This window comes from Streptomyces lydicamycinicus, assembly GCF_000829715.2.
GTDB classification, from domain to species: domain Bacteria; phylum Actinomycetota; class Actinomycetes; order Streptomycetales; family Streptomycetaceae; genus Streptomyces; species Streptomyces lydicamycinicus.
This window is the reverse complement of sequence record NZ_BBNO01000004.1, coordinates 613620-638561: the sequence shown is the minus strand read 5'-3', so window position 1 is coordinate 638561 and position 24942 is coordinate 613620. Positions and strand designations below refer to the sequence as shown.

16 protein-coding genes are annotated in these 24942 nt (G+C 75.2%); 3 read left to right on the top strand and 13 right to left on the bottom strand.

Translation table 11 applies throughout. The features are described 5' to 3' along the window. Positions 1-3: 3 nt before the first annotated feature. Together TU31_RS16070 and TU31_RS16065 are read left to right on the top strand one after the other, a co-directional pair. Positions 4-438, top strand: coding sequence for an acyl-CoA thioesterase (locus TU31_RS16070; RefSeq protein WP_078885802.1), 435 nt, complete (start codon positions 4-6; stop codon positions 436-438). After that, a complete protein-coding gene (locus TU31_RS16065) occupies positions 435-1154 on the top strand; it encodes a DUF8010 domain-containing protein (RefSeq protein WP_042154865.1) in 720 nt (239 codons plus the stop codon). Before TU31_RS16070 ends, TU31_RS16065 begins: the two co-directional genes overlap by 4 nt. 90 nt (positions 1155-1244) lie before the next feature. On the opposite strand, the gene TU31_RS16060 is transcribed toward TU31_RS16065, so the two are convergent. The 11 genes from TU31_RS16060 to TU31_RS16005 form a co-directional block, all read right to left on the bottom strand. Continuing rightward, on the bottom strand, positions 1245-2318 hold the full coding sequence (locus tag TU31_RS16060) for an ABC transporter ATP-binding protein (RefSeq protein ID WP_245698559.1): 1074 nt from the start codon (positions 2316-2318) through the stop codon (positions 1245-1247). Further along, positions 2315-5029, bottom strand: coding sequence for an FtsX-like permease family protein (locus TU31_RS16055; protein WP_042154863.1), 2715 nt, complete (start codon positions 5027-5029; stop codon positions 2315-2317). The genes TU31_RS16060 and TU31_RS16055 overlap by 4 nt, the downstream gene beginning before the upstream one ends. Positions 5030-5125: 96 nt before the next feature. Then, on the bottom strand, positions 5126-8515 hold the full coding sequence (locus tag TU31_RS16050) for an FtsX-like permease family protein (RefSeq protein WP_042154862.1): 3390 nt from the start codon (positions 8513-8515) through the stop codon (positions 5126-5128). Between the two features lie 142 nt (positions 8516-8657). Continuing rightward, a complete protein-coding gene (locus TU31_RS16045) occupies positions 8658-9062 on the bottom strand; it encodes a globin (RefSeq protein ID WP_042154860.1) in 405 nt (134 codons plus the stop codon). A 116-nt stretch (positions 9063-9178) separates the two neighbouring features. Then, positions 9179-10807 carry an FHA domain-containing protein gene (locus TU31_RS16040; protein ID WP_042154858.1) on the bottom strand — a complete coding sequence of 543 codons (1629 nt, stop codon included), beginning with the start codon at positions 10805-10807 and terminating at the stop codon, positions 9179-9181. A 60-nt stretch (positions 10808-10867) separates the two neighbouring features. Continuing rightward, a complete protein-coding gene (locus TU31_RS16035; RefSeq protein WP_042154856.1) occupies positions 10868-12217 on the bottom strand; it encodes a vWA domain-containing protein in 1350 nt (449 codons plus the stop codon). A 137-nt stretch (positions 12218-12354) separates the two neighbouring features. After that, the gene (locus tag TU31_RS16030; protein WP_423610934.1) at positions 12355-13551 is read right to left on the bottom strand and encodes a PP2C family protein-serine/threonine phosphatase; all 1197 of its coding nucleotides are present in this window, start codon (positions 13549-13551) and stop codon (positions 12355-12357) included. Between the two features lie 277 nt (positions 13552-13828). Beyond that, the gene (locus TU31_RS16025) at positions 13829-16444 is read right to left on the bottom strand and encodes a serine/threonine-protein kinase (RefSeq protein ID WP_078885801.1); all 2616 of its coding nucleotides are present in this window, start codon (positions 16442-16444) and stop codon (positions 13829-13831) included. Further along, positions 16441-17760: a hypothetical protein gene (locus TU31_RS16015; RefSeq protein ID WP_042154848.1), complete on the bottom strand. Its 1320-nt coding sequence runs from the start codon at positions 17758-17760 to the stop codon at positions 16441-16443. The genes TU31_RS16025 and TU31_RS16015 overlap by 4 nt, the downstream gene beginning before the upstream one ends. Positions 17761-17910: 150 nt before the next feature. Continuing rightward, on the bottom strand, positions 17911-18924 hold the full coding sequence (locus TU31_RS16010; RefSeq protein ID WP_042155513.1) for a glutamate ABC transporter substrate-binding protein: 1014 nt from the start codon (positions 18922-18924) through the stop codon (positions 17911-17913). Positions 18925-18950: 26 nt separating this feature from the next. Beyond that, entirely contained in the window at positions 18951-20324 is a 1374-nt protein-coding gene (locus TU31_RS16005) for a GlnX family signal transduction membrane protein (RefSeq protein WP_042154846.1), read from the bottom strand. 269 nt (positions 20325-20593) lie between these two features. On the opposite strand from TU31_RS16005, the gene TU31_RS16000 reads away from it, so the two are divergent. Then, positions 20594-21286 (top strand): FadR/GntR family transcriptional regulator, encoded by a 693-nt coding sequence (locus TU31_RS16000; RefSeq protein WP_042154844.1) that lies wholly within the window; start codon positions 20594-20596, stop codon positions 21284-21286. An 858-nt stretch (positions 21287-22144) separates the two neighbouring features. Here TU31_RS16000 and TU31_RS15995 read toward each other — a convergent pair. After that, positions 22145-23305, bottom strand: a complete 1161-nt coding sequence (locus TU31_RS15995) for an N-acetylglucosamine kinase (protein WP_042154842.1) — start codon at positions 23303-23305, stop codon at positions 22145-22147. Then, positions 23296-24579, bottom strand: coding sequence for a 6-phospho-beta-glucosidase (locus TU31_RS15990; RefSeq protein ID WP_042155511.1), 1284 nt, complete (start codon positions 24577-24579; stop codon positions 23296-23298). Before TU31_RS15990 ends, TU31_RS15995 begins: the two co-directional genes overlap by 10 nt. Between the last annotated feature and the right edge of the window lie 363 nt (positions 24580-24942).

Below are 24942 nucleotides of genomic sequence, written 5' to 3'. Positions count from 1 at the left end.
GGCGTGCGACACCTCTACTCCTGCCCCCTGCGCTGGTCGGACATGGACGCGTTCGGCCATGTCAACAACGCGGTGTTCGTCCGCTACCTCGAAGAGGCGCGGATCGACTTCATGCGCCGGCTGGCGCCGGGGGACGGCAGCCCGTCGTTCACGGGCGGCTCGGTCGTCGCCCGGCACGAGATCGACTATGTGCGGCCGCTGGTCCACCGGCACGCCCCGGTGACCGTCGAGTTGTGGGTGACGAAGATCAGCGCCGCGTCGATGACGGTCGGCTACGAGGTCAAGGACGAGGACACCCTCTACCTGCGGGCCTCGACCGTCGTCGTCCCGTTCGACTTCACCGAGGAGCGTCCCCGCCGCCTCAGCGCGGAGGAGAAGGCGATCCTCAAGGAGTATCTGGACGACGCCGCGCATCAAGGGGGATCCGCCGCGGTATGACGGCGCTGCACCTGGCCGATGCGGGGGAGGCGGCGGATCTCGCCGCCTTCCTCGCCCGCCTGATCCACTACGACCGCGCCGCCGCGGTACGGCTCCAGGCCGGCGGCGGGGTGCTCGCCGTCTTCGGCCGCCCGCCGTCCTTCGAGGTGCTGGCCATCCGCACCGCCCGGCTCGCCGACGACACCACCCTGGACCGGACGGTCTCGGCCGGTGAACTCCTCGAAGGCGTGGACGGGTCGGCGGGTGTGCTGACCGTGCCCGCCGCCGTCACCGGTCCGCCGTGGACCGGGCTGCTGCCGCCACGCGGCGGCTGGCAGCGGGTACCGGGGCTGCCCGCGCCCGAGGCGCTGATGCGTGCGGTGGCCGCCGCGGTCGCCGAATTCCGCGCCCGTGACGAGGCGTTGCCGCCGCAGCACCGCACCCGCACCGAGCGGGACCGCATCGGCCGGGAGATCTGGTCGCGCACTCTCGGCGACACCCATCTCCCGCTGCGCGCCGCCCATGCCGCACAGTCGCTGGGCTTTCTGCGGCCGGTACGGGCCGGGGCGCTGGCGGGCAGCGGCACCGCATCCGCGCAGCCCGCGCAGCGGCCGCTGAGCCTGCTGTCCACGGGCGGCTGGCTGCGGCTGAGCACCCCGTACGGGTCGATCGCCGTACGCACCGGCGGCCCGGCGGGGCTGACCGGGCTGTCGGGCCTCACGGTCACGCCGCTCTGACGGGCGGGCGGCTGCGGGGGAGGCAGTCGGTCGGGAGGTAGCCGGTCGGTTGGGCGGCGGTTCCGGGGCCCACGCCCCTTCGCCGGCGCGCTAGCCCCCGCTCTCGTCCCCGTCCCCGCCCTCACCCCGCCCCCGGGCCGCCCCATCCGCCGTGTGGTCCGGCCACACCCCGATGTGATCGCTCTCCAGCTCCAGCAGGACGCGGTGGGCCATGCCCAGGCTGGTGGTGTACTCGGTGGGCAGCTGGAGTCGGCCCGCTCGGTCGAGCATGGCGTATTCGCGGGACACCAGGGACTCCTGGCCGGTGGTGGCGTCCCGTTCGGTGCGGCGCAGGACCTCCGAGGATGTGCGGCCGTCGCGGATCGCGACCGTGCGCCGTACCTCGCTCGCCACCGTCTGGTCATGGGTGACGATCACGATGGTGGTGCCCAGCTCCTCGTTGGCGGTGCGGAAGGCCGTGAAGACCTGTTCGGCGGTGTGTGAGTCCAGTTCGCCGGTCGGCTCGTCGGCCAGCAGGACGGACGGGGTGTTGGCCAGGGCCACCGCGATGGCGGTGCGCTGCTGTTCGCCGCCGGAGAGCTGGTGTGGACGGCGGTCCCGGCAGTGGTGGAGCGAGAGCATCGACAGCAGTTCCTCGGCCGCCTTCGTCCGGGCCGCCCGTCGCCGGCCTCCCCGCAACTGCATCGGCAGCATCACGTTCTGGAGGGCCGTCAGATACGGCAGCAGATTGCGGGCGGTCTGCTGCCAGACAAAACCGACCACCTCGCGGCGGTACCCGAGCCGGGCCCTGGCGTCCATCGTCAGCAGATCGCGGCCGGCGACGGTGGCGGCGCCCGCGGTGGGCACGTCCAAGCCGGCCAGGATGTTCATCAGGGTGGACTTGCCGCTGCCGGAGGCGCCGACCAGCGCCATCAACTCGCCCTCCGCGACCAGCAGATCGAGCCCCTGGAGGGCCTGCACCTCCACCCCGTCGGTGGTGAAGACCCGCACCAGCCGGTCGCAGGCGATCAGCGCATCGTGCCCGTAGGCGGGCTGCCCGCGGCGGGAGGCCGCGCGCCGCTCCAGCTCGGCCAGGCTGGTGGGCGCGGCGGACCGGGGCGGGGACGCCGGGTCCGCCGCGGGTGCGGGCGCGTCCGGTGAGGTGTCGTCGGGCCGTGTGGTCATCGGGTGTCCCCCGCTCTCAACTCGGTGCTCTCGCGCCGCCGTCCGCTCAGCCAGGCCTGGACCAGGGCCACCGCCAGGGCCAGGGCCACCACGCCCGCCGACGGCAGCAGCAGGGACGCGGGATCGGTGTGCAGTCGTATGGTGTCCGCCGTGCCGCCGCCCGAGGTGCCGGGGAGGGCGAGCGCGGTGAGGTCCGTACCGGGGCCCAGCAGCCGGATCGTGGCGGCGCCGGCCAGTGCGCCCCCGACGGCAGCGAGCAGCGCCGGCGGTAGCGCCTCCAGGACCAGCAGCCGCCGCCCCTGGGCCCGGGTCAGCCCCATCGTGCGCAGCCTGGCGAGGAGTTGGCTGCGTTGTGGGGCGGTTTGGAGGAGGGACAGCAGCAGGGCGAGCAGGGCGAAGCCGGTGCCGGCCGCGACCGCGGCGGTGTAGAGGCGTACCGCGCCCTGCTGGAGGGGGGAGTCGGCGAACTCGGCGCGTACGGCGGAGCGCAGCGCCAGCCGGACCGACAGCGATCCCGGGGTGTGGGCCCGCACGGCGGTGCGCAGCGCACCGGTGTGCAGGGAGCGGCCGGACAGCAGGAGGACGGAGGGGCCGGTGGCGGGGTCGCGGTAGGTGTCCGGGTGGCGGCGGGCGACGCTCGCGGCGTCGACGACGACGAAGTCGCCGCCGGGCTGCGCGGGGGTGTCGGCGCGTACGGTCTTCGGACGGATGACGAGCTGGCCCAACTCCGGCTGGAGGGCCATGGGAGCGCGCCCGAAGCGGGTCAGGAAACGGGGGGAGACGACTGCGGGCAGCGGGCGGTCGCCGCCGGGGTCGGCCAGGTCCTGCGCGGCGAACGCGCCGAGGCCGGTGGCCCGTGCGAGCCGGGCGTACGCCTTGGCGTCGGCGATGACCAGGTAGAGAGGCGGCCCGTTGTCGTCGGCGGCCTGGACGTCGATACGCAGCGGAACCGCGTCCTCGACGCCCGGGACCTGGCCGGCCGCCCGCCGCAGTGCTTCGGGGAGCGGCTTGTCGGCCGAGATCCGGGCCTCGGCGCCGACCGCGGTCAGCGCCGCGTGGTCCCGGGCCGTGGCGACCCCGGCCAGCACCGAGCCACCGAACGACGCCGTGGTCAGCGCCACCACCAGGGCCAGCAGCGGCAGCCCGGCGGTGGCCGGGGCGCGGCCCGCGCGGGCCAGCGACAGAAAGCCGGTCAGCCCGGCGGTGCGGGCTGCGGGACGGGCCGCCAGCCGCGGCGGTATCGGACTGAGGCGCATCAGGACCAGCGCGGCGATCACCCCGATCAGCACCGGCGCGGTGCTGACCAGCGCGTCCACCCCACCCGTCGCCGTACTGCGGCCCCGCAGTGCGAGCACCGCGCCCACCGCCAGTACCAGCACGGTCAGTTCGGCGACCGTACGGAGCCGGGAGGGGCGGGCGCCCGCCCCGTCGGCGCGCTCCACGGTGCGCGGACGGCGGTGCGCGACCGCCGCCCGCAACGGCAGCGCGAGCGTCCCCAGCAGCCCGGTGCCGGCCGCCGCCAGCAGCGAGGGCAGCACCCGCTCCCCGGGCACCAGCAGCAGCGCCAGACCACCCCCGGCCGCGGCCGCCGGCAGCGCCACCGCCGCGGTCTCCGCCGTCAGCCGCCCGGCCAGCCCGGCCAGGGACGCGCCCCGGGCCCGCAGCAGGGCCAGTTCGGCGCGCCGGCGGGCCGCGGTCAGCCCGGCGGTCATCAGCAGCACCACCCCCGCGACGGTGCCGATGCCGTACGCGGCCACCGCGATGACCGGTGCGACCGCCGCCCGCATCCGCGCGAAGGCGTCCAGCAGACCGTCCACCGCACTGTCGGCCAGCGCACCGCTGCCCGCCACGCTGCGCAACCCGGCGAGCGCCGCGCCGTGTTCGAGGGAGAGCAGCCGGTCCCGCAGCAGCGGGGCGTCCCGGGCGGTCAGCGCGCGGGTGTCGACCGGGTAGCGCCAGAACTTCTCCGGCTCACCTTCGGTGCGCAGCAGCGCCGGGCCGTCCTGCGGCGACAGCAGCAGACCGGCGCGCCAGAATCTCTGCGGTGGCAGGCCCGGTGCCACGTCCTGGCGGGCGGCCGCCATCAGCGGGTCCACGGCCCAGTACGCGCGGTCCGGGGCGCTCGGGGTGAGCAGCCCGGAGATCCGTACCGCCAGGCCCGGCAGATGCAGGGTGCTGCCGACGTGCAGGCCGAGGGCCCGTGCGGTGGCGACGGTGACCGCGGCCTCCAGGGTGCGCTTTCCGGGGGCCGCGCCCTGTGGCAGCCGGCCCTCGGCGAGCGTGGCATGGACACCGAGCCCGGCGGCCGCGTACAGGGAGAAGGAGGGAGCGACGCCGTCGGGCCGGGGCAGCCAGGTGTCCTGGGCGTTCAGCGGCTTGGTGGTGCGGATGCCGTGCAGGGATTCGGCCGCGTCGATCCGCAGCGGGGCGTGGAACCGGCCCCGGATCGCCCGGTCCTGGCGGGCGAGCTCGTCCCCGGAGTAGGCGGCCGCGGGGTCGCCGGTCACGTCGGTACGCGAGACGGTGATCTCCACCGTCCGCTGACCGGCCGGCACCGAGCCGAGCGCCTGGCGCACGCCCCGCGTCTCGTACGCCGCCACGCCTCGCGGGAACGCGGCCGCGAGGAACGCCGTGACCAGCACCAGCGCGCCCAGGGCCAGTGCCGTCGCGCGCGCCGGAAGCGGCCGGGCCCGCCACGTCGGTGCCTTCACCGGCGCTCACCCCGCCGACCGGGGCCCGGCGGCTGTCCGACGGGCCGTGATTTCGTGCCCGCCTCCGGCACCGGCCCTGCGACATATCTCGTCATCTCACCGCACCCCTTGGCCGCGCAGGGCCCGCACCGGGTCGCCGCGGCGCAGCCCGATGGCCGCGACGACCAGCAGCGGCACCGCCGCGACCGCCCCGAGCAGCACGGCGACCGGACCCGGCGGCAGCTCCACCACAACCGGCGGCACCGGGCGGCCCGCCTCCTCGGTCAGCACGATCAGCGGGACGACCGCGCGGGTCAGCGCCGTCCCCAGCGCCGCACCGACGCCCAGTGCCAGGGCGATCAGCACACCCTGCTCGGCGACGATCATCCGGGCCAGCTGCGGACGCGGCGCCCCCAGGGCCCGCAACACGGCGAATTCCCGGGCCCGTTCGCGGACCGACCCGGCGGCACCGACCGCGAAGCCGACCGCCGCCAGGGCCACCGCGACCGCGGCGGCCGCGGTCAGCGCGGTCTGCGGGCCGAGCCCCAGCGGATCGTCGTGCAGCTGTCCGGCGATCTCGTCGCGGACCAGCACCTGGCCCGGGTCGGTGTCGGGGCGGTCCCGCAGCGCCGCGACGACCCCGGCCGCCGCGCCGGGCCGCGGGCGCAGCCACCACTCGGTGGCGGTCAGCGGCAGCGCACCGTGGTCGGACAGCGCCTCGTTGACGGCCCCGAGGTCGACCAGCAGCCCGCCGGTGGCCGGGGCGTCCGCCGGACCCGGCAGCGCCCGCACGGCCCGGACGATCCGTACCTTCAGCGGCCGGCCGTTGACCGGCACCTCGACGAGGGAGCCGGTCCGCGATCCGCTGTCGCGCAGGAACTTCTCGGTGGCGACGGCGGCGAGCGGCGGGCGGGCGGCATGCGCGGCGGTGATCCGCACCGTGGTGACCGCGGCTCCCCAGTCGTCCAGCCTGGCGCCGGTGTCGTACGTCTGGGACAGCAGCCCGCCGTCGGGGACCCCCGCCCGGTCCGCCCGGGGCCCGGAGGGCTCGCCCACCGAGGTGCTCTCGTCGGTGATCCGCGTCTTCCAGGCGAGCGCGGTCGGCGGGGTGAGGGGCCGGGACGGACCGTGACCGGTGGCGGCCGATACGGCGGTGACGGTGAGCCGCTGGCGGTGCGAGACCGGCGACTGGTCCATGGCGACGAGCAGGCCGGTCAGCCGCAGCGGACCGGCCGGGCGGCCCGCCGGGGCGCCGGCCGCGGCACCGAGGTCCGCGTGCAGAGTGTGTGGCGCACCGTCGGCCGGGAGCGGGCCGAGCGGCAGGGTGTACGGGATGCCGTGGCGGTCGGTGACGAGGGCGGAGAGGGCCGCCGGGACCGGCCCGGTGTCGTGCCCGGTGGCCTGCCGGCCGGGCGCGGGCGGCAGCGCCCGCAGCGAGCGCAGTGCGGCGGTCAGCCGTAACCGGTCGCTGCCGGACGGCAGTTGCACCCCCGCCGCGGGGCCTCCGTCCGGCGCCACCGCGCGCAGCACCCCGTCCGCCGCCCGGCCCCGTGGGCCGTCCGCGCCACCGCCCACCAGATCACCGCGCAGCAGCAGCGCCCCAGCCGACCTCCGGGCGTCCAGCGCGAGCAGCGAGGAGGACCGGCCGTCCGACAGCTCCAGACCGGCCAGCCCGGCGGGCAGCGCCGCGGCCACCCCGGGCGCCGTCGCGTAGGCGCCGCCCTGGCCCAACGGCGGTGTCCGGCTCGCCAGTACGCGTACCGCCGCGCCCGCCCGGAAGTCGGCCTGGTCGTCCTGTGAACGGTCCCAGGAAGTGCCCTGGCCGATCGCCAGCATGCCCAGGGCGGTCGCCAGCACCAGCAGCAGCACCGGGCCGGCACCCCGCAGAGGGCGGCGGCTGATCTGCCAGCCGGCCAGCGCCGCCGCCAGTCCCCGGCCACCGGCCGCGCCCCGCTCGGCGATCCGGGCGGCGAGCGGCAGCAGCCGCAGCGTCAGGACCGTACCGGCGAGCAGCGCCAGCGCCGGGGCGGCCACCAGCACCGGATCGATGCCCAACTGCCCGGCGGCGTCCGCGGTCAGCACCCCGCTGCCGGTGCCGTCGCCGCCCGCCGTCTGCCGCTGGAGCTGCCAGTAGGCGACCCCGGCGATCACCAGCAGCCCGAGGTCCGCCCCGGTCCTTCCCCAGGCGCGCAGCCCCGCGCGGGCCGGGGCGGACCCCGGGGCACCGGGCAGTACCCGCCGTCGCCGCGGACCGTCGGTACCGGTCCGCAGCAGTGCGGGCGCTGCCACCGCGAGGGCGCAGCCCAGTGCCACGCCGCCGCCGGTCAGCCAGACCGGCACGGTAAGCCGGGTGTCCAGCGGCAGCCCGATACGGGCCAACGCGCCCCGCCCGGACAGCAGTTGCATCAACGGTCCGGCCAGCAGCGGCGCGCCCACCGCGGCCGGCGCGGCCAGCAGCAGCGACTCGGCCAGGGCCAGTCCCGCGATCCGCCGCCGGGAGCCGCCGCGGGCCCGCAGCAGCGTCGTCTCGCCCGCCCGCTCGGTGCGCAGCATCCGGGCGACCAGCAGCAGTGCGTAGCCCGCGAGCAGGATCAGTTGCAGCGCGACGATCAGGATCGTCGAGCGGTTCACCAGCAGCGCCCGCCGCAACTGCCCCAGCGCGTCGGGCAGATCGGTGGTGGCGGTGGCCCGGCCCGCGAACGCCGGATCGGCCATCAGCGCCTTGGGCGCCGGACCCGCAGCGGCGGCCAGCGGGGCCAGCCGGTCCGCGGTCAGCGAGCGGAAGTCGGCGGTGGCGAGCCAGCCCACCGTGTCCTGGGCGAGGGACCCGCCGCGGAACGCCGCCGGATCGGTGAGCAGCGGCCCGTACGTGGTGAAACCGGCGGTGCGCGCCCCGCGCCCGCCGAGTTCGTCGAGCTTCCAGTACGGGTCGGCGCGGTCCTTGGGGCGGTAGACGCCGGTGACCTCGACGGCCAGACGGGCGGGACCGGACAGCCGGTTGTCGAGGGTGAACCGCCGGCCGGGCGCGATCCCCAGCCGGGCCGCCGCGGCCTCCGGCAGGGCGACGGGCACCCGGCCGGACGAGGCCGGGCCGGGCCAGTGGCCGGCGGTGAGGGCCAGACGGGAGCGGTCCAGGGCCGCGAGGTGGGTGAGATCCGGCTCACCCGTGCGCGCGTCCGGCGACCGCAGCGCGCGGGGGAGGGCGTATGGCCCGGAGCGGACCAGGGTGCGCACCGTGAACGGCAGCCTGTCGAAGGCCCGCCGGGCACCCCGGGCGACCGCTCGGTCCGCCGGTTCCCTGGCCCCGGTGGGCAGTTGGGCCTTCACCTGGAGCGCGGCGGCCGGCGCGGAGCGGGTCCGCAGCGCCTGCCGCAGCCCCGCGTCCCCGATCGCTCCGGAGAAGGCCGCGAGCGTCGTCAGTACGGTCGTGGTGAGCAGCACCGAGAGCAGGGCCGCGGCCAGCAGCAGACGGTGCGCCCGCACCCGCAGAAAGACAAAGCCGGACACGGACCCCCCTTACCGCGCTCAGCACCACACAGATGAACGAATGGTGTCAGAGGAGCGGCTCGGGCGGAGGGGGCTGTGGACAACCCTGGCCGGATCATGACGGCGAAGGCCGGGCGCGGTGCGGTGCGGTGTGAGGTGCTTCTCAGTCCGCGGCGTTGATCATCGAGGCGGCGGCGTAGGTGAGGTAGTTCCACAGCTGGGTCTCGTGCTTCTCGGACAGGCCGAGGGAGTCCACCGCGTCCCGCATGTGCCGCAGCCAGGCGTCATGGGCGGCCCGGTCGACGGTGAACGGGGCGTGCCGCATCCGCAGCCGGGGGTGCCCGCGGCCGTCGCTGTACGTACGGGGGCCGCCCCAGTACTGCATGAGGAAGAGCGCGAGCCGCTCCTCGGCCGGACCCAGGTCCTCCTCCGGGTACATCGGCCGCAGCAGCGGGTCCTCGGCGACTCCCTGGTAGAAGCGGTGCACCAGGCGCCGGAAGGTCTCCTCGCCTCCGACCTGTTCGTAGAAGGTCTGCTCCTCGAGCGTGCCGCGTGGAATCTTGTTCACCCGTCCATGGTGGCAGACGTCCCGGCGGAGGAGTCCGGTCCTAGGCCGCGGCCGGAAATGCCGCCGGGGCGTGATCGGTTGATCACGCCCCGGGGTCGCGCACGACCGGTGGTGGCTCAGCCGCGGCGGACGGTCAGCGTCGTCCAGGCACCGACATGCACCCGGTCGCCCTCATGGAGCGGCACCGGCACATAGGGCTGGATCGGGTCCTCGGCGAGGTTGATCGTCGTGCCGTTGGTGGAGTTCTGGTCCACCACTGCCCAGCTGCCGTCCTGCTGCTGTACCAGCAGCGCGTGCTGGTGCGAGACGCCCGGGTCCTCCGGCGCGCTGCCCAGGTCGATGTCCGGGGACTCGCCGGTGCTGTTGCGGCGGCGGCCGACCGCGATCTGGCCGTTGGCGAGCGGCAGCACCTGCTCGGGGGAGTACGAGGGCAGGTTGAGCCCCGCCGCCTCCGGGCCGCTGCGGCCCATCATCGCCATGAAGTACTCACGGTCCGGGGCGACCGCCACCACCCAGCCGGCGCCGACGACCGGCGCCGGACCCTGCGGCGGTGCCGCGGGGCCCTGGCCGGGGCCGCCGTTCCACTGCTGGTCCGGTCCGGGCTGCTGCTGCGGCGGCATCTGCTGCTGCTCGTACGGGCCGGGCTGCTGCTCGTACGGCGGCTGCTGCTGTTGCTGCTCATAGGGGCCGGGCTGCTGCTCGAACGGGGGCTGCTGCTCGTACGGTCCCGGCTGCTGCTGCGGCGGGAACGGCGCGGGCGGCTGCTGCTCGTACGGGGCCTGCGGGCCCGGGCCGGGCGGCGCGGGCGCCATCGGCGGGGGAGCGGCCTGGGCGCTCGGCGGGTTCAGCGTCCAGTCGTCGCCGCCCTGCTGCGGCGGCGGGCCGCCCTGCGGGCCGGGGCCGGGCATGCCGGGGGGCGGACCGGGCGGGAAACCGCCGGGGCCGGGGCCGCCGGGCATGCCCTGCTGCTGCGGGGGCTGGGGCTGCTGGGGCTGGGGCGGCGGGAAGCCGTAACCGCCCTGGCCGCCCTGCGGGCCGGGGCCGCCCTGGGGGCCGGGCTGCGGCGGCGGGAACCCATAGCCGCCCTGGCCACCTTGGCCGCCCTGCGTGCCGGGACCGCCGGGGCCGCCGAAGTCGGGACCGGGACCACCGGGCGGCGGACCCGGCTGCTGGCCGGGCGGGGCATAGGACGTCGGGGAGTTGGTGAGGAAGTTGTAGCGGCAGCCCTCACAGAACGGCGCCATCGCCTCACGCGGCGTACCGCACTGCGGGCAGGTCTCCGGCTGACCGGACGGGCCGGGGCCGCCGGGCATGCCCTGCTGCTGCGGGGGCTGGGGCTGCTGGGGCTGCGGCGGCGGGAAGCCGTAACCGCCCTGGCCGCCCTGCGTGCCGGGGCCGGGCGCACCGGGGCCGCCGAAGTCGGGAGCGGGTGCACCGGGGCCGCCCTGGGGGCCGGGCTGCGGCGGCGGGAAGCCATAGCCGCCCTGGCCGCCCTGGGAGCCGGGGCCGGGGCCGCCGCCGAAGTCGGGAGCGGGGCCGCCGGGCGGCGGACCGGGCTGTCCCGGCGGCGGACCGGGCTGTCCCGGGGGCGGTCCGGGCTGGCCGGTGGGCTGGCCGGGCGGCGGTGTGTTCAGGAAACCGGCAGGCAGGGAGGGCGGCGGGGGGACAGCGCCCGCCATCCGCTGGCCGCACACCTCGCACCAGTCTTCGGCCACCGACTGGTGGCCGCTCGGGCAGGTCGGCATGTCGGTTCTTCCCCCTCCGTACCGATTTCTTTCGGTGGTGCCGCTCGGTACTGTTCGTGGCTATTTCTTCATGCGAACGGTTTTCGTCGAGCGCGTTTCGAGAGTCATCTCGTCCGCCTCGGCGACCTTCGCCTTCAGTCGCACAGTACCGGTCGCCGTATCGACGACGTCCACCACCTTCGCAAGGAGTTTCGCAGTCCCCTCGTTCCCCGAGGCACCGGCCAGTTGTACCGCGCGGCCCAGTTTCGCCGTGGCACCGTCGGTATCGCCCGACTTGCGGGCATCGAGCCCCTGTTGAATGGCTTGGGCCAGTTCCGCCTGGCCCGTGTAGTGCGCCACCTGCGGATGGATCGCCGTGGCAGCGGCCACATCGTCCGTCCACACGGCCCGTACGAGGCCCTGTGACAGGGGCTGCGGCGGGCGCCGCGCGGGGTCGCCGTCCGGTGCGGAAGTGATCAACGAGACCCGGCCGGCCAGCATTTCCCGGCCGATCCCGGCGGCCGGTACCCGGAGGCAGAGGTGGTAGTCGCGGGACTCGTCGCCCCAGGAACCGGTCGGGTAGTCCGCCGACCGCGGACCGGACTCCCGGCACCGGCCGGTCAAATCCGCCACGGTGGGTGCCACTTGCCGGACGAAGACGGTCTCGGCGCCCAGTGGCGTCCACAGCCGCAGCCCGACGTCGGCGATCTCCTTGCCCATCGCCGCCTCCATCATCCGCGTGAAGTCGGCGGCCAGCCCGGCAGGATCGGCGACGATGTCGGCGGTGCCCAGCAGCGCCGAGGCGATGCCGGTGACCTCCTTGACCTCCCAGTCCGTGCCCACACCGCGGGCGTCGCAGGTGAACGCCCCGGAGCAGGCGTCCAGGGCGGCCCGCAGCTCCCGCGGTGACTCGTGCTCGTTGCGGCCGTCGGTGAGCAGGAGGGCGTGCCGGATGCCGAGCTCGGCGGACGCCAGCAGCCGCCCGGTCAGCCGCAGCCAGCTGCCGATGGCCGTGCCGCCGCCCGCGGTCAGGGCGCGCAGCGCCGCCTTCGCCTGCGCACGGGTGGCCGCCGCGGCCACGGCCAGCCGGCCGCCGCCGGGGTAGACCTCGACGGCCCGGTGGTTACCGGCCACCACCGCGAAGCGGACTCCGTCGCGCACGGTGTCCAGGGCGGCGGCCGTCGCCTCCCGGGCGCCGCGCAGCTTCGCCGGTGGATGGTCCATCGACCCGGAACGGTCCACCATGATCACCACTCCGGCGGCCGGGCCGCCGGTACCCGCCGCCGGCACCGGCCGGCCCCCGGTCGTGCCGCCGCCGGTCGCGGTGACCGAAATGATGGCGTGAACCTCCCGCCCGCCCTCGGGGAGATAGGGGTTCTGGTACACCTCGGCGGAGAAACGCGGTACCCGGGACTTGGCGAAGTTGGCCATCCGTTCCGCTCCTTGAGACGCCGTAACCGGTCGGTCGGTACACGTGGTGCGTCGTACACGGCGCAGCACGCGCGGCGGCATACGGGCGGGGGGCGCCGTGCCGCGCACCCCCGCCCCGCTCGCCGGCGGTGCGCCGGTCAGGCCGGGGCCGGCTCCCCCGCCGGTGCGGGGAACGGCACCAGGGCAACGGTGACGTTGTCGTGCCCGCCGCCGTCGAGGGCGTGGGTGACCAGGGTGCGGGCACCGTTCAGCGGCCTGGCGGGGGCGTCGTACGGCAGCACCGCGGCCATCTGCTCCGCGCTCTCGGCGTAGTTCCACAGCCCGTCGGTGCACACCACCACGACACCGGGCCCGTCCGGCTTGAACGTCGCGGTGTGCGGCTCGACCTCGTACGCGTCCGCGCCGAGCCAGCCGGTGATGGCGTGCGCCCGCTCATCGGCGTTCGCCTCGGCCTCGGACATCAGGTTGTTGGCGACCATCTGGGCGGCCCAGGAGTCGTCCTCGGTGAGCCGGGCGGGCGGCGCCGTACGGTCGTTGGGGATCCAGTAGGCGCGGCTGTCGCCGACCCAGCCGACGGTCAGCAGGCCGCCGCCGACCACCGCTCCGACGAAGGTGCAGGCCGGGGCGTTCTGCTGACGGTGCTCGTCATGCGCCAGGGACGGGTCGGTGGCGAGCGCGTCGACCGCCGAGGAGGCCGCCAGGATGGCGTCGTGCATGGCCTGCGCGGGGTGCGTACCGCGCGGCAGGGACTCCCGCAGCGCCTCCCCGGCGGCCTCGGACGCCGCCGTGGACGCCTCGTCGGGGCGGGTCGCCGAGGAGACCCCGTCGCAGACCACGGCGACCACGGCGGGGGTGCCGTCCGGCAGCGCGGCGGCCCGGAGCGCGAAGAAGTCCTCGTTGCGGTGGTGCCGGTGGCCCCGGTCGCTGACCGCCGCGATGCCTCCCACCTCGTATTCCATGTGGTCGCGGGCGCGCGGCCGGGCGTGCCCGCAGTGCGTGCAGTAGCCCTCGGCGTCCACGGCGCCGGACCGGCAGGCGGTGCAGACGGCGGTGCCCGGGGCGGGCGCCCCGGCGGCAACGGCGGTGCCGGGCGGGCCTTCTGACGCGGCGGGCGCCACCGGCTCGGGGGCGGGCACACCGGGTGCCGCGGCGGGCGTCCCGGGTTCCGCGGCCGGTGCCACGGGCTCCGCGGCGGGCACCCCGGAGGGCGTGCCGGGCCCGGCAGCGGTCGCATGCCCGGCCCCGGCGGCGGCCGCGTCGGCGACCGCCTCGTATCCGGCGACCCGCGGGTCGGCGGGCGGCGGGGTGTCGGCCACCGGCGGGTGGCCCGGCATCGGCGGCACGCCGGTGTCCCCGAACGGCAGCCGGGCCTGCGGGTCCGGAGGCGGCGGCCCGGCCGGACCGGTACGCGCCGCCGGGGCGGGCGCCGGCGGCCCGGGAGGCATCGGCGGCGGGGGCGGTACGGCGGCCGCGCCGGGCGCGGGCGGAGCGCCGTACGCCGGTTGTGCGGCGGGCGCCAGAAGTTCGGCGCCGCACCGCCCGCAGAAATTGTCCCCCGCCTCGAGCGGTTCGTCACAGCCCGGACACCGGGACGGCCCAGTCACACCCATGTCACACCCACGTCCTGGGGCGGAAGCGGTTGGCCCGTTCCACCAGTTCGATCCTTTTCTCACCACGCTGTGCCAGCCGTGCCAGCAGCCGGTACGACCGCTCCAGGCCGAAGCGCAGAGCGCGCTCCTCCAGCGGGCTGCCGAGCAGCGCCGGCCGCTCGGCGGCGGTCGCCGCGAGGTCCGGCCCGGCACCGTGGCTACCGGAGATTACCCAGTCCAGGGCGCTGCCCAGTACCTCGGTGGTGAGTTGTTCCCGCCGCTCGGTGTCCAGACCGAAGTCCCCGAGCGCCTCGACCTGTTCGGCGGCCGCCCGCAGATCCACCAGCAGCGGATCGCGGGGCGGCCGCTGCCGCAGCCGGGCGCGGATGGCCGCGACCCGCGCCGCGATGTAGTGGATGGACGACTCCGGCACGGACTCCAGTGCCGCGACCGCGCCGCCGCGGTCGCCCGTCGCCAGCCGCACCCGGGCCAGTCCGAACGCGGCGCTGACATAGCTGCGGTCGGTCGCCCACACCAGGCGGTAGTACTCCAGCGCGTTGTCCAACTGGTCCAGCAGCTCGGCGCAGATGCCCAGCGCCAGCTTCGGCGCCGGTTCCCCGGGAAAGGCGTCGTAGACCGCGTCGAAGGCCAGCGCGGCGTTCTCGCGGTCGTCGGTCGTCAGCGCCACCAGGCCGCGGTGCCACACCACCCGCCAGTCCGCGCCCCACGTGGCCGGTTCGGCCCCACCCCGCCCCGCGGCGGGCCACGGCCCGGCGGGCTCGGCCGCGAGGGTCTCCAGCACCTCTTGTGCCGCCGCGCCGTCCCCCGCCTCCAGACGGGCGCGCAGCTCCCGCAGCCGGAGCTCTGGGGAGTCGTCGGGCGCGGCGCGCAGCGCGGCCAGCAGTTCGGCGGGCCCGGCGGCCGGCAGCCCGGCCAGCAGCCCGGCGTTGGCGTCGCCCGGATCGACCCGCGGCACCGGCAGCGCGAGGGCCGCGCCGGCCACGTCCAGGGGGCGCAGCAGCGGCCCGCCGGCGGGCACCTCCACCGCGCGCGCCGGCGCCGCGCCCCGCGCGCCCAGCAGTGAACTGTCACCGTCCGCCGTGGGCATCAACTCCGTGTCTATCACCCGGAGTTCGGCCCCGAACAGGGTCGACGGCGCGGGACGCGGCTCGCCCGACTGGAGCGCCACCACCTCCCGCAGGACCCCCGTCAGCTGCTCGGCCATCTCCTCCGCTGAGGCGAACCGGCGCGCCCGGTCCGGGTCCGTGGCGCGCACCAGCAGCCGGTAGAAGGACTCGTAGGTGCGGAACACCTCGATGTGGTCCGGATCGGGCAGGGAGTCCGCGAAGATGTTCGTGTATCCCTGGAAGTCGAAGGTGAGGACGGCGAGGGTGCGCGCGACGGTGTAGAGATCGGAGGAGACCGACGGGCCCAGCGCGGCGATCTCCGGCGCCTGATAGCCGATCGTGCCGTAGATCGGGCTCACGTGGTCGTCCATCCTGCGCACCGCGCCCATGTCGATCAGCTTGAGCTGGTCGTGCTGCTGGATGGCGTTGTCGACCTTGAAGTCGCAGTAGAGGTAACCCCGGCTGTGCAGATGACCGAGCGCCTCCAGCGCCTCGATGCCGTACGCGCAGGCCTGCTCGACGGGCAGCGGATCGCGCCTGCCCAGCGGGGTGCGCCGCTCGTTGGCGAGGTCCTTGAGCGACTTGCCGCCGACGTACTCCATGACGATGTAGCCGTCGCGGCTGCCCGTCGCCCGGTCGAGATGCTCCACGAAGTTGTAGATGCGCACGATGTTGGCGTGCTCGATCTCGGCGAGGAAGCGCCGCTCGGACACCGCCACCGCCAGCGCCTCCGCATCACCGGTGTCCAGCAGCCCCTTGAGCACCACCCACCGGTCGGCGACCGCATGGTCCGTCGCCAGATAGATCCAGCCGAGCCCGCCGTGCGCCAGACAGCCCACGACCTCGTACTGGTCGTGCACCATGTCACCGGGCCGCAGCTTGGGCACGAAGCTGTACGGATGGCCGCACTTGGCGCAGAACCCTTCCGTACGGCCCTCCTCCGCACCGCGCGTCCGGCCCACCGGCGCCCCGCAGTCCGCGCGGCTGCAGAACCGCTTGCGCTCCGGGACCTCCGGACGCTCCAGCACCGCCGTCCGCGGATCGGGCCGCGGCACCTCCGGCACCGCCACCAGCCCGGCGCCCAGCCGCCCGCGCGACGGCCCGGAGGACGCACCGCTGCCCGGGCCGGGCCCCGAGCCGCGCCCCGACACCGCCGAGACCCCGCGCACCCGCCCCCCGGAGCCCGCACGCGAGAGCCGTCCGGACACCGACCGCCGGGACGCCGACGGGCGGGCCGACGGCGCACTGCCCCCGGAACCCCGTCCGGACGGCGCGCTGCCGTCCGGCGCGGGGGAGGGGACCGTCAGCAACGCCCCGGCCGCCTCCCGCGCGGCCGTCCCGCCCGTCGACACCCGGCCCGTCAGGCCCGTGGGCGACGACGACAGCAGACCGCCCGGCGAGACCACCGGCGCCAGACCGCACAGATCGCAGTAGCGCTCCCCGCCGCCGACATCCTCGTAACTGCCCGCGCAGTCCCGCCGCTGGCAGCGCTCGCCGGCCCGCTCCGTCACGACTCCCCCCGCCCCTCCGGCTGCTGTGGCACCAACGCCTCCGCCGCCGCCTGCTGATAGCGCCACACCGCCTGCTCCGCCGCCCGCAGATCACACGGCGCGCTCCACAGCATCCGGCGCGCGAGGTCGTACCGCTCCGTCAGCAGCGGATCCTCCGCCATGCCGTGGCGCGCGACCTTCGCCCGGTACGCGTCCAGCCGGCCCCGCAGCTCGGCCCGCACCGCCAGCGGCGCGGTCACCGCCGTCAACGATTCGCGGGCCCGGTGGAGTTCGTCCTCCGCCCGCTCCTCCAGACTGTCCAGCAACGGTGAGAGCCGGTGCCACTGCGCCCGCCTGCGGTAGTCGGCCGCCGCCGCCAACTGCTCGTGCAGCGCCGTCGACGGGCCGCTGACCGCGGGCACCTCCGACGCGGCGATCTTCGCCAGCACCTCGCCCCGGGCCTGCCGCGCCTCGGTCAGCGTGCGGTCCGCCCGCGACAGCACGTCCCGCAGCTGCATCAGCCGCCGCTCCGCGTCCTGCCGCACGTCCAGCACCGCCGCCACCTCCCGCCGGATGTCCTCCAGCGCACGGGCCGCACGGTCATAACGCCCGGTGTCCGGCCGCCCTCCGCCCGGCGCCGAACTCCCCGTCGACGACGACACCCAGAACGCCAGCGGATCCGCGATCACCCGCTCCCGCAGCCGCAACAGCTCCTCCGTGATCCGCTCCAGATCGTCCCCCGCCGGATGCTCCCCGGGCCGCACCCCCACCGAATGCGCCAGCGAACGCGTCCGCTGCAACTCGGCCGACAGCAGGTCTATACGGGCCGGCAGCGCCGACCAGACCGCGTCGGCGGCCACGATGACGTCCAGCGACCGTGCGTACAGCCCGTTCATCCGCTCGACGAGCCCCTCCAGGCTGAACCGCTCGTCGGCCGGGCCGTCCTCCGGAGCACCGTCCGCCGCGGCCGCACCCGGCACCGTCACGCCCTCGCCGTGCAGCAGCTCCATCAGCTCCGCCAGATCCTCCGCGGACGGCCAGCGGCGCCGCTCGCGCAGTTCACGCGCCGACTCCAGGGCGGCGGTGTACGCGTCGAACAGCGACCACAGGACCGTGATCGACCGTTCCGCGGCGGCCCAGCGTTCCTTGGTGGTACCGGACAGCTCGGCGCCCTCCAGCAGGCGGCGCCCCGCGTGATCCTGCAACGCGAGCAGCGAGGTCTCGATCGCCTCGTACTCGGCACCGAGCCGCTCCAGAGCGCGATCCACCTCCTCCCGGTCCGGCACCGGGGCATCGGGCCTCCCCGGAGAGCCGGGGAAGGGTCCAGGGACCCCCATCGATCACCTCTCCAATACGCGTACGATGCACGGCGGTTGCGGCGACCCCGTAGCCGCTTTGCGGTCTGCTCCTCCCGTATGCACCTCCATAGTGACCTCATCCGGCCGCTCCATGGGGCGATCGGTCGCGCACACCGCTCCTTGGGGCGATCAGTCGCTGTACTCCGGCGACGGCGGCCCCGATATGCCCGGCAGATCGGCCTGAAGCCACTTGCGGTACGCCCGCATCCAGGGGCTGTCCGCGCCCCCGTCGCCCCGGTAGTCGTCCAGGACCTTGTTGACCCGCCGCACCAGATCCGTGTCGCCCTGGTTCATCGCCACGCCGTACGGCTCGTCCGTGAACGGCCGGCCCTTCAGCTCCACCGCCGGATCCTGCGCCGCCTGCGCCGCGGCCAGCGCATTGTCCGTGACCACCGCATCCGCCTCACCCAGCTGAAGCCGCACCAGACAGTCCAGTTGATTGGGCACCGTCAGCACCTTCGCACCGTGCCGCTGCGCCGCCAGCTCGCTCTCGCCCGTCGAACCCGCCGCCGTGCACACCCGCTTGCCCCGCAGCGAATCGTCGAACGCCGCGATCTCCGACGCCTTCGGGGCCAGCACCTGCTGTCCCCCCTGGAAATACGCCGTGGAGAAGGCCACCTGTTCCTTGCGCGCACAGTTGATCGTCATCGTCCGCACCACCAGGTCGACCGTGCGCTTCTGGAGCGCCGGAATCCGCTGGCTGGTCGGCACCGCCTTGAAGACCACCTTGGGGTGCGGGCCCAGGATGTCCTCGGCGACCGCCCGGGCCAGATCGATGTCGAAGCCCGCCAGCTCACCGGTCACCGGATCGCGGTACCCCCACCGGTAGGTGTTCTGGTCGACGCCGACGACCAACTGGCCCTTCTCCTTGATCCGCGACACCGCCGGACCGTCCTCCGGCGACGGCCGCAGACTCTCCGCGGCGTTCTGCGCCGTGCACTCCGCGACCGCCGGCCCGGCCCCCGGCCCGTACGCCCGGTGCGTCACCGCCGGCGCCGCCGCACCACCACGGCCGCGCCCGGCCTCCCCGGCGTCCCCGCCCAGCGCCGGCACCAGCACCGCCGCGGCCGTCGCCATCACACACATCCCCGCTGCGACCGGCGCCAGGACGGCACGCAGATTCAGCAGCCCTCGCGCGCGCATCCCCATGTCCCCCTCACCCGGCTCCCTCACCGGTACTCCGCCAGCCTGCGCCCGATCCCCAGCACCGCGCCCAGCGCCCCGAGCCCCGCCAGCACCCCGGCCCCCACCGGCAGCCCGCGCAGCGCCGCACGCCCCCCGTCCGCCGCCGACCGGAACTCCGCCTGCTCATGGACCAGCGCCCGCTCCAGCCCGGCGGCCGCCCGGTCGAAGGACTCCCCGGTGGACCCCTCCGCGCCGATCACCTTGGCCAGCGCCCGGTCGTAGTCACCGCCCTCGTCCGCCGCCCGCGCCTGCGCGTGACGCGCCTGCCACTGCCGGACCTGCGTCAGCGCCACCCGCACCGGACGCCGCCCCGCCTCGTCGTCCGCCAGCGCCAGCGCCGCCCCCAGCCTGCTCCGCGCCGCCGCCGCACCGTGGTCCCCCGCACCCACCAGCTCCGTCATCCCCGCGCGGAAACCGGCGTCGTAGAAATCCTGCCGGCCGTCCGTCAGCACCGCACCCCGCGCCACCAGCGTCAGATTCTCGTCCCCCCGCGCCCGCAGTGCCGCGATCCGCGCCTCGTTGAGCACCCGCAACGAGCGCGCACCGTGCTCATACGACCCCGTCAGCTCCCCACGCGCCACCGTATGCCCCGCCACCAGCCACCCCAACACCACCAAGGACGCGGCCGTCGCGGCCAACAGGCCCCGGTTGAACACCCGGTTGGTCCGCCGGTAATGCCGCCGCTGCGCCCACCCCAGCGCACCGAGCGCCACCACCCCGGCCGCCAGGGCCCACCACGGCCACGCCTTGGCCGTGGCGTAGTCCCCGGCCAGCCGGTCCGTCTCCGCGTCGTACAACGCCCGCGCCGCCGGGAGAAGTTCCGTCCGCATCTGCTCATGGGCATAGCGCAGATACGCACCGCCCAGCGGCAGCCCCTGCCTGTTGTTGGCCCGTGCCGTCTCCACCAGCCCCGTATAGCGCGGCAGCCCGCCGTTGAGCTTCGCGATCTGCGCGCCCGCCCCGCCCGAACCCGCGCTGTTCGCCGACGCCTTGACCAGCAGCGCGGACGCCGTCCTGATATCGGCGGCATACCGGTCACGCGTCGCCCGGCTCTCCTCGCCACCGGCCAGGAAGCCCGCCGCGGCCGTCGTGTCGGCATCCGCCAGCGAACGGTAGAGACTCGCCGCGTCCGCGGTCAGCGGCTGACTGTGCTCCACCACATCCTCCGCGGCCGCCGCCCGGTCCGCCGCCTGCCAGGCCGTGACCGCACCGAACAGCACCACCAGCAGGGCCAGTACGGCCCCGATCACCCGCAGCCGGCCCGGCTCGGTCGTCGCCGCGGCACGCAGCTCGTCCAGCCCCTCTGCCCAGGCCGTCCGGCGCCCCGCGGCGGGCGGTGACACGCTGCTGGTCGACACGGAACCTGAACCTCCCCCTGGGGCGCTGACGGCGGGACCGGCCCCCGCGCACAGCGCCCGGGAGCGCTCACGAAAAGGACTGGTGCACGGGCAGCAGTATGTCCGTAGCCGCTGACACCCACACCGCTAATGCCCCGATCTTGTTCGGATCGCGATCCGTGAACGGGCCCGCCGCACCACCGCGCGCCCCGCATTACAGTGGGCGGGAGAGTCATCAGACATCAGGTGTTACCGGACCCCGGGTGTCGCGCCGAAGGGGGAGTGATCTCGTGCAGTCGGTCCGCAAGGGCAGGGTGTCGCTCGTGGAGACCGCGACCGACGAGATCCGCGGCCAGATCGTGAACGGCACCTGGCCGGTGGGCAGCCGCATCCCGCCCGAAAGCGCGCTCTCCGAAACCCTTGGCGTCAGCCGCGCCTCGGTCCGCGAGGCCGTCCGCTCGCTGGTGCACGCCGGCCTCCTGGAGCCCCGGCAGGGCGACGGTACGTTCGTGATCTCCGACGACGACAGCGCGGTCGCCCTCCGCCGCCGCCTCGAACGCGCCGAACTCAGCCATGTCACCCAGGTCCGCCAGGGCCTCGACGTGGTCGCCGCCCGCCAGGCCGCCAAACACCGTACGGACGCCCAACTCGCCGGCATCGAAGCCGCACTGGCCCGCCGCAAGGCCGCCCTCGCCGCGCACGACAGCGAGGCGTTCACCGCCGCCGACGCCGAGTTCCACGTCCTGGTCGCCGAGGCGAGCGACAACCCCGTCCTCGCCGACATCTACCGCTCCCTCAGCGCCGCCCTGCGCGAGGAACTCCGCCGCGCCGCCTGCCTGGACACCGCCACCGCGGCCCCCGCCGACCCGCACTCCCGCCTGGCCGAGGCCATCCGCGCCCAGGACCCACAGGCCGCCGTGGACGCCGCCGTCCTCCTCCTCGCCGGCCACGTACGGGACCTCGCCCTCCCACTGGACGACTGACCCCGGCCACTGACTGCGCGTCCCCGACAGCGGCGTGCGCACCACCTCGTCGCGCCCCCCGGTTCACTCCCACGCGCCGCTGCGCCGCTCACCCACCTCTGGCTACGCTGAGTGACGAAGGTTGATCCTCGCTCAGCGACCGGCACGGGTTCACCCGTGCCCGACACATCCGGAGGTAGCGCCATGCGACGCGTGAAAAGGCTCCTCGGCGGCCGCGCCGCCACCACCACCGGCGGTGGCGCCACCTCGGACAACTCTCCTTTGGCCAGGGGCTTTCTGACCATCGGAGGCACCACATACGTCGACCCTCAGGGCAGCTATCCCCTCACTCACCGCCTGGATGGCTCTGCCACGCTCATCGTCAACGACACGGATCAGTACGTCACCGTGGTTACGGAGCGCGGTCGGGATGAGGGGTGCGGTCGGGATGAGGGGCGCGGTCGCGGTCGTGATCACGGTCGTGATCACCATGATCCGCCTCTGATCGTGAACCAGGACGCGCCTGCGTCGGGTGCGGCCGCTGCGGCGGGGCAGGCCCCGGCATCGAGCCGGGCTCCTGGGCTGGGACGGGCCCCCGCATCGGGCCAGGCATCTGCGCTGGGCCAGGCCCCTGCGCTGGGCCACGGCGGTCCTGCGTCGGGGCGCGGCCTGGGTCGGGACCTCGTGCTTGCCCCCGGGGAGCGCGCGGAGACTTGGCGGGGGGACAGCGTGCGGGTGGGGTGAGGTGGAGGCGGGGGCTGGGGAGGGGTGGGGGAGGGGGAGGCCCCCAAGGGGAGCGGTCTCAACGCCCGAGCCTCAACGCCCGCCCCCCTCCCCAACCCGCACTCCCTACCCCAAGGTCCACCAACCCCGCACTCCCTACCCCCAAGCCCCCCTGACCCGCTCATAGGCCCCCGGCCCCGCTCCTGCTCGGTCCAAGGTGTCGAGGGCGGCGCCCAGTACGGGTGGGGCGGTCACCACGTGGGGGAGGGCCTGGGGGGCGTGCTGTGTGAGGAGTTGGGTGAGGTGGTTGTGGAGGAGGGGGTGGCGGGCGGTCAGGACGCCGCCGCCGAGGATGACGGGGGTGGGTTCGTCGAGGAGGCCGAGGCGGTCCAGGGCGACGCGGGCCAGTAGGGCGATCTCCTCCGCCTGGCGGGTCACGAGGGTGCGGGCGAGGCGGTCGCCGGCGGTGGCGACGGCGAAGAGGACCGGGGGGAGTTCGTGGCGGCGGTGGCCGGGGATCTCGTGCAGGTGGAGTGCCTCGATCAGTTCCCGCATGGTGGTCAGGCCGAAGTGGGCAGGCAGTGCGCGGGCCAGCTCGGTCGGTGCGCCACGGCCGTCCTCAGCGCGGGCCGCGCACCACAGTGCCTCGTCGGCGAGGTGCGCACCGCCGCCCCAGTCACCGGAGATCTTTCCGATGGAGGGGAAGCGCGCGGTGGCTCCGTCGCGTCCGACGCCGACGCAGTTGATGCCGGCCCCGCAGACGACGGCGACGCCCACCCGTTCCCCGTCGTCCGGCAGTCCGGCCCGCAGCAGGGCGAAGGTGTCATTGCGGACGGTCACCGTTCCCGCCCACCCCCGGCGCGCGATCTCGGCGGTCAGCCGGGCCTCTTCGATGGGGAGGTCGGCGTTGGCGAGAAAGGCCGAGAGACGGTCGACGGGCCCAACCACTCCAGCGGCTTCGGCGGGCCCCACCGTCCCGACCGCTCCAGCCGTTCCGACGGGCACCGCCCCTCCGGCGGTTCCGACGGGCCCCGCCCCTCCGGCCACTGCAACGAGCCCGGCCCCTCCAGCCGCTGCAAGCGACTCGGCCCGTTCAGCCGCTCCGACGGGCCCCGCCACCCCCACCACCCCGGCCTCTGCCAGTACAGAAGCCACCAGCGGCGCCAGCACGTCGACCGCCCGTTCGACGCCCACCGCTGGCGGCCGGAAGCCGCCGCCGCGGGCCGTTGCGAGGATGCTGCCGTCCGTGGCGACCAGCGCCACATCGGTCTTGCTGTTGCCGGCGTCGATGGCGAGCGCCGTGCCGGTCAGGCCCATGGCAGGTGCTCCCGGTTGTGCGCGATCAGTTCGTCGGTGAGCTGGTCCGCGTGGTCGAGCTGGCCGATGAGGGGGTGGGCGAGGAGGGCGGAGTAGACGGCTCGGCGTCCCTCGGCGCGGCCGGTGTTGCGGCCGGTGCCGCTCAACAGGGCTGCTTCCAGGGCGAGCTGCTCGTAGGCGGTGACGTGGGCGATCAGTCCGGCGTACTGCGGTTCCAGGGGGCGCACGGGGAGGGGCGCGGCGCCCGTCGCGTGCACGGTCGCGGGGGCCTCGATCACCGCGTCGTCGGGGAGGAAGGGGAGGGTGCCGTCGTTGCGGGTGTTGACGATCTGGGTGTCGCCGGTGTCGCGCAGCAGCGACGAGGTCAGTGCCACCGCGGCTTCCGAGTAGTAGGCGCCGCCGCGCCGGGACAGCAGTTCCGGTTTCTCGTCGAGCGCCGGATCGCCGTACAGGGTGAGCAGCTCCCGTTCGATGGCGGCGACCTCCGCGGCGCGGGACGGTTTGCCGCGCAACTCTCTTACCACCGCGTCGTGTTGGTAGTAGTAGCGCAGATAGTAGGAGGGGATGGCGCCGAGGTGTTCCAGGAGGACGCGGGGCATCCGTAGTTTGGCGGCCAGGGCATCGCCGTGTGCGGACAGCAGCTCGGGGAGGACATCTTCGCCCGCGACGCGTACGGACCGTTCCCAGGTGAGGTGGTTGAGGCCGATGTGCTCCAGCTCGACCTGGTCGGGGGCGACCCCCAGCAAGGTGGCGAAGGTGCGCTGGAAGCCGATGGCGACGTTGCACAGGCCGACGGCCCGGTGGCCGTGGGTGAGCAGGGCCCGGGTGACGATGCCGACGGGGTTGGTGAAGTCGACGATCCAGGCCGCGGGGTTGCGGCGGCGGACCCGTTCGGCGATGTCGAGGACGACGGGGACGGTGCGCAGCGCCTTGGCGAGGCCGCCGGCGCCGGTGGTCTCCTGGCCGACGCAGCCGCACTCCAGCGGCCAGGTCTCGTCCTGGTTGCGGGCGGCCTGGCCGCCGATGCGCAGTTGCAGCAGGACGGCGTGGGCCCCGTCGGTACCGGCGTCGAGGTCACCGGTCCAGGAGATCCGGCCCGGGTGCCCCTGTTTGGCGAAAATGCGCCGGGCCAGTCCGCCCACCAGCTCCAGCCGCTCCGTATCCGGGTCGATGAGGACGAGTTCCTCCAGCGGCAGCAGATCACGCAACCGCGCGAAACCGTCGATGAGTTCGGGGGTGTAGGTGGAGCCGCCGCCGACCACGGCGAGCTTGATACGGGGGTGCGGGGTGCGTTCCTGGGGAGACGGCATACAGATCAGCCCTTCACTCCGGTGAGTGTGGCGCCTTCGACGAAGGCATGCGGAACGAGCGGTGCGGTGCCGGTCGATGCCTCGGAAAGCCGGATGAGTCTCCGGACGAGCGGCATGGCGGACTTCCTTCACGGCGGCGGGAGTCGGGGAGGCGTCGCGGGCTCTCCTCACGCGGTCGGCGGTCGGCCGGTGGTCGGGTCGGCGGCGGGCGATCGGCGGTCGGCCGTGGGCGGCGAGTACTCGGCGTTCGGGGGCCGGTGAGCACTCGCCGTCCAGGCCGGCGGTCGTCGAGGCGCGAGGCCGGCCCAGCCAACGGACGCGGACCCG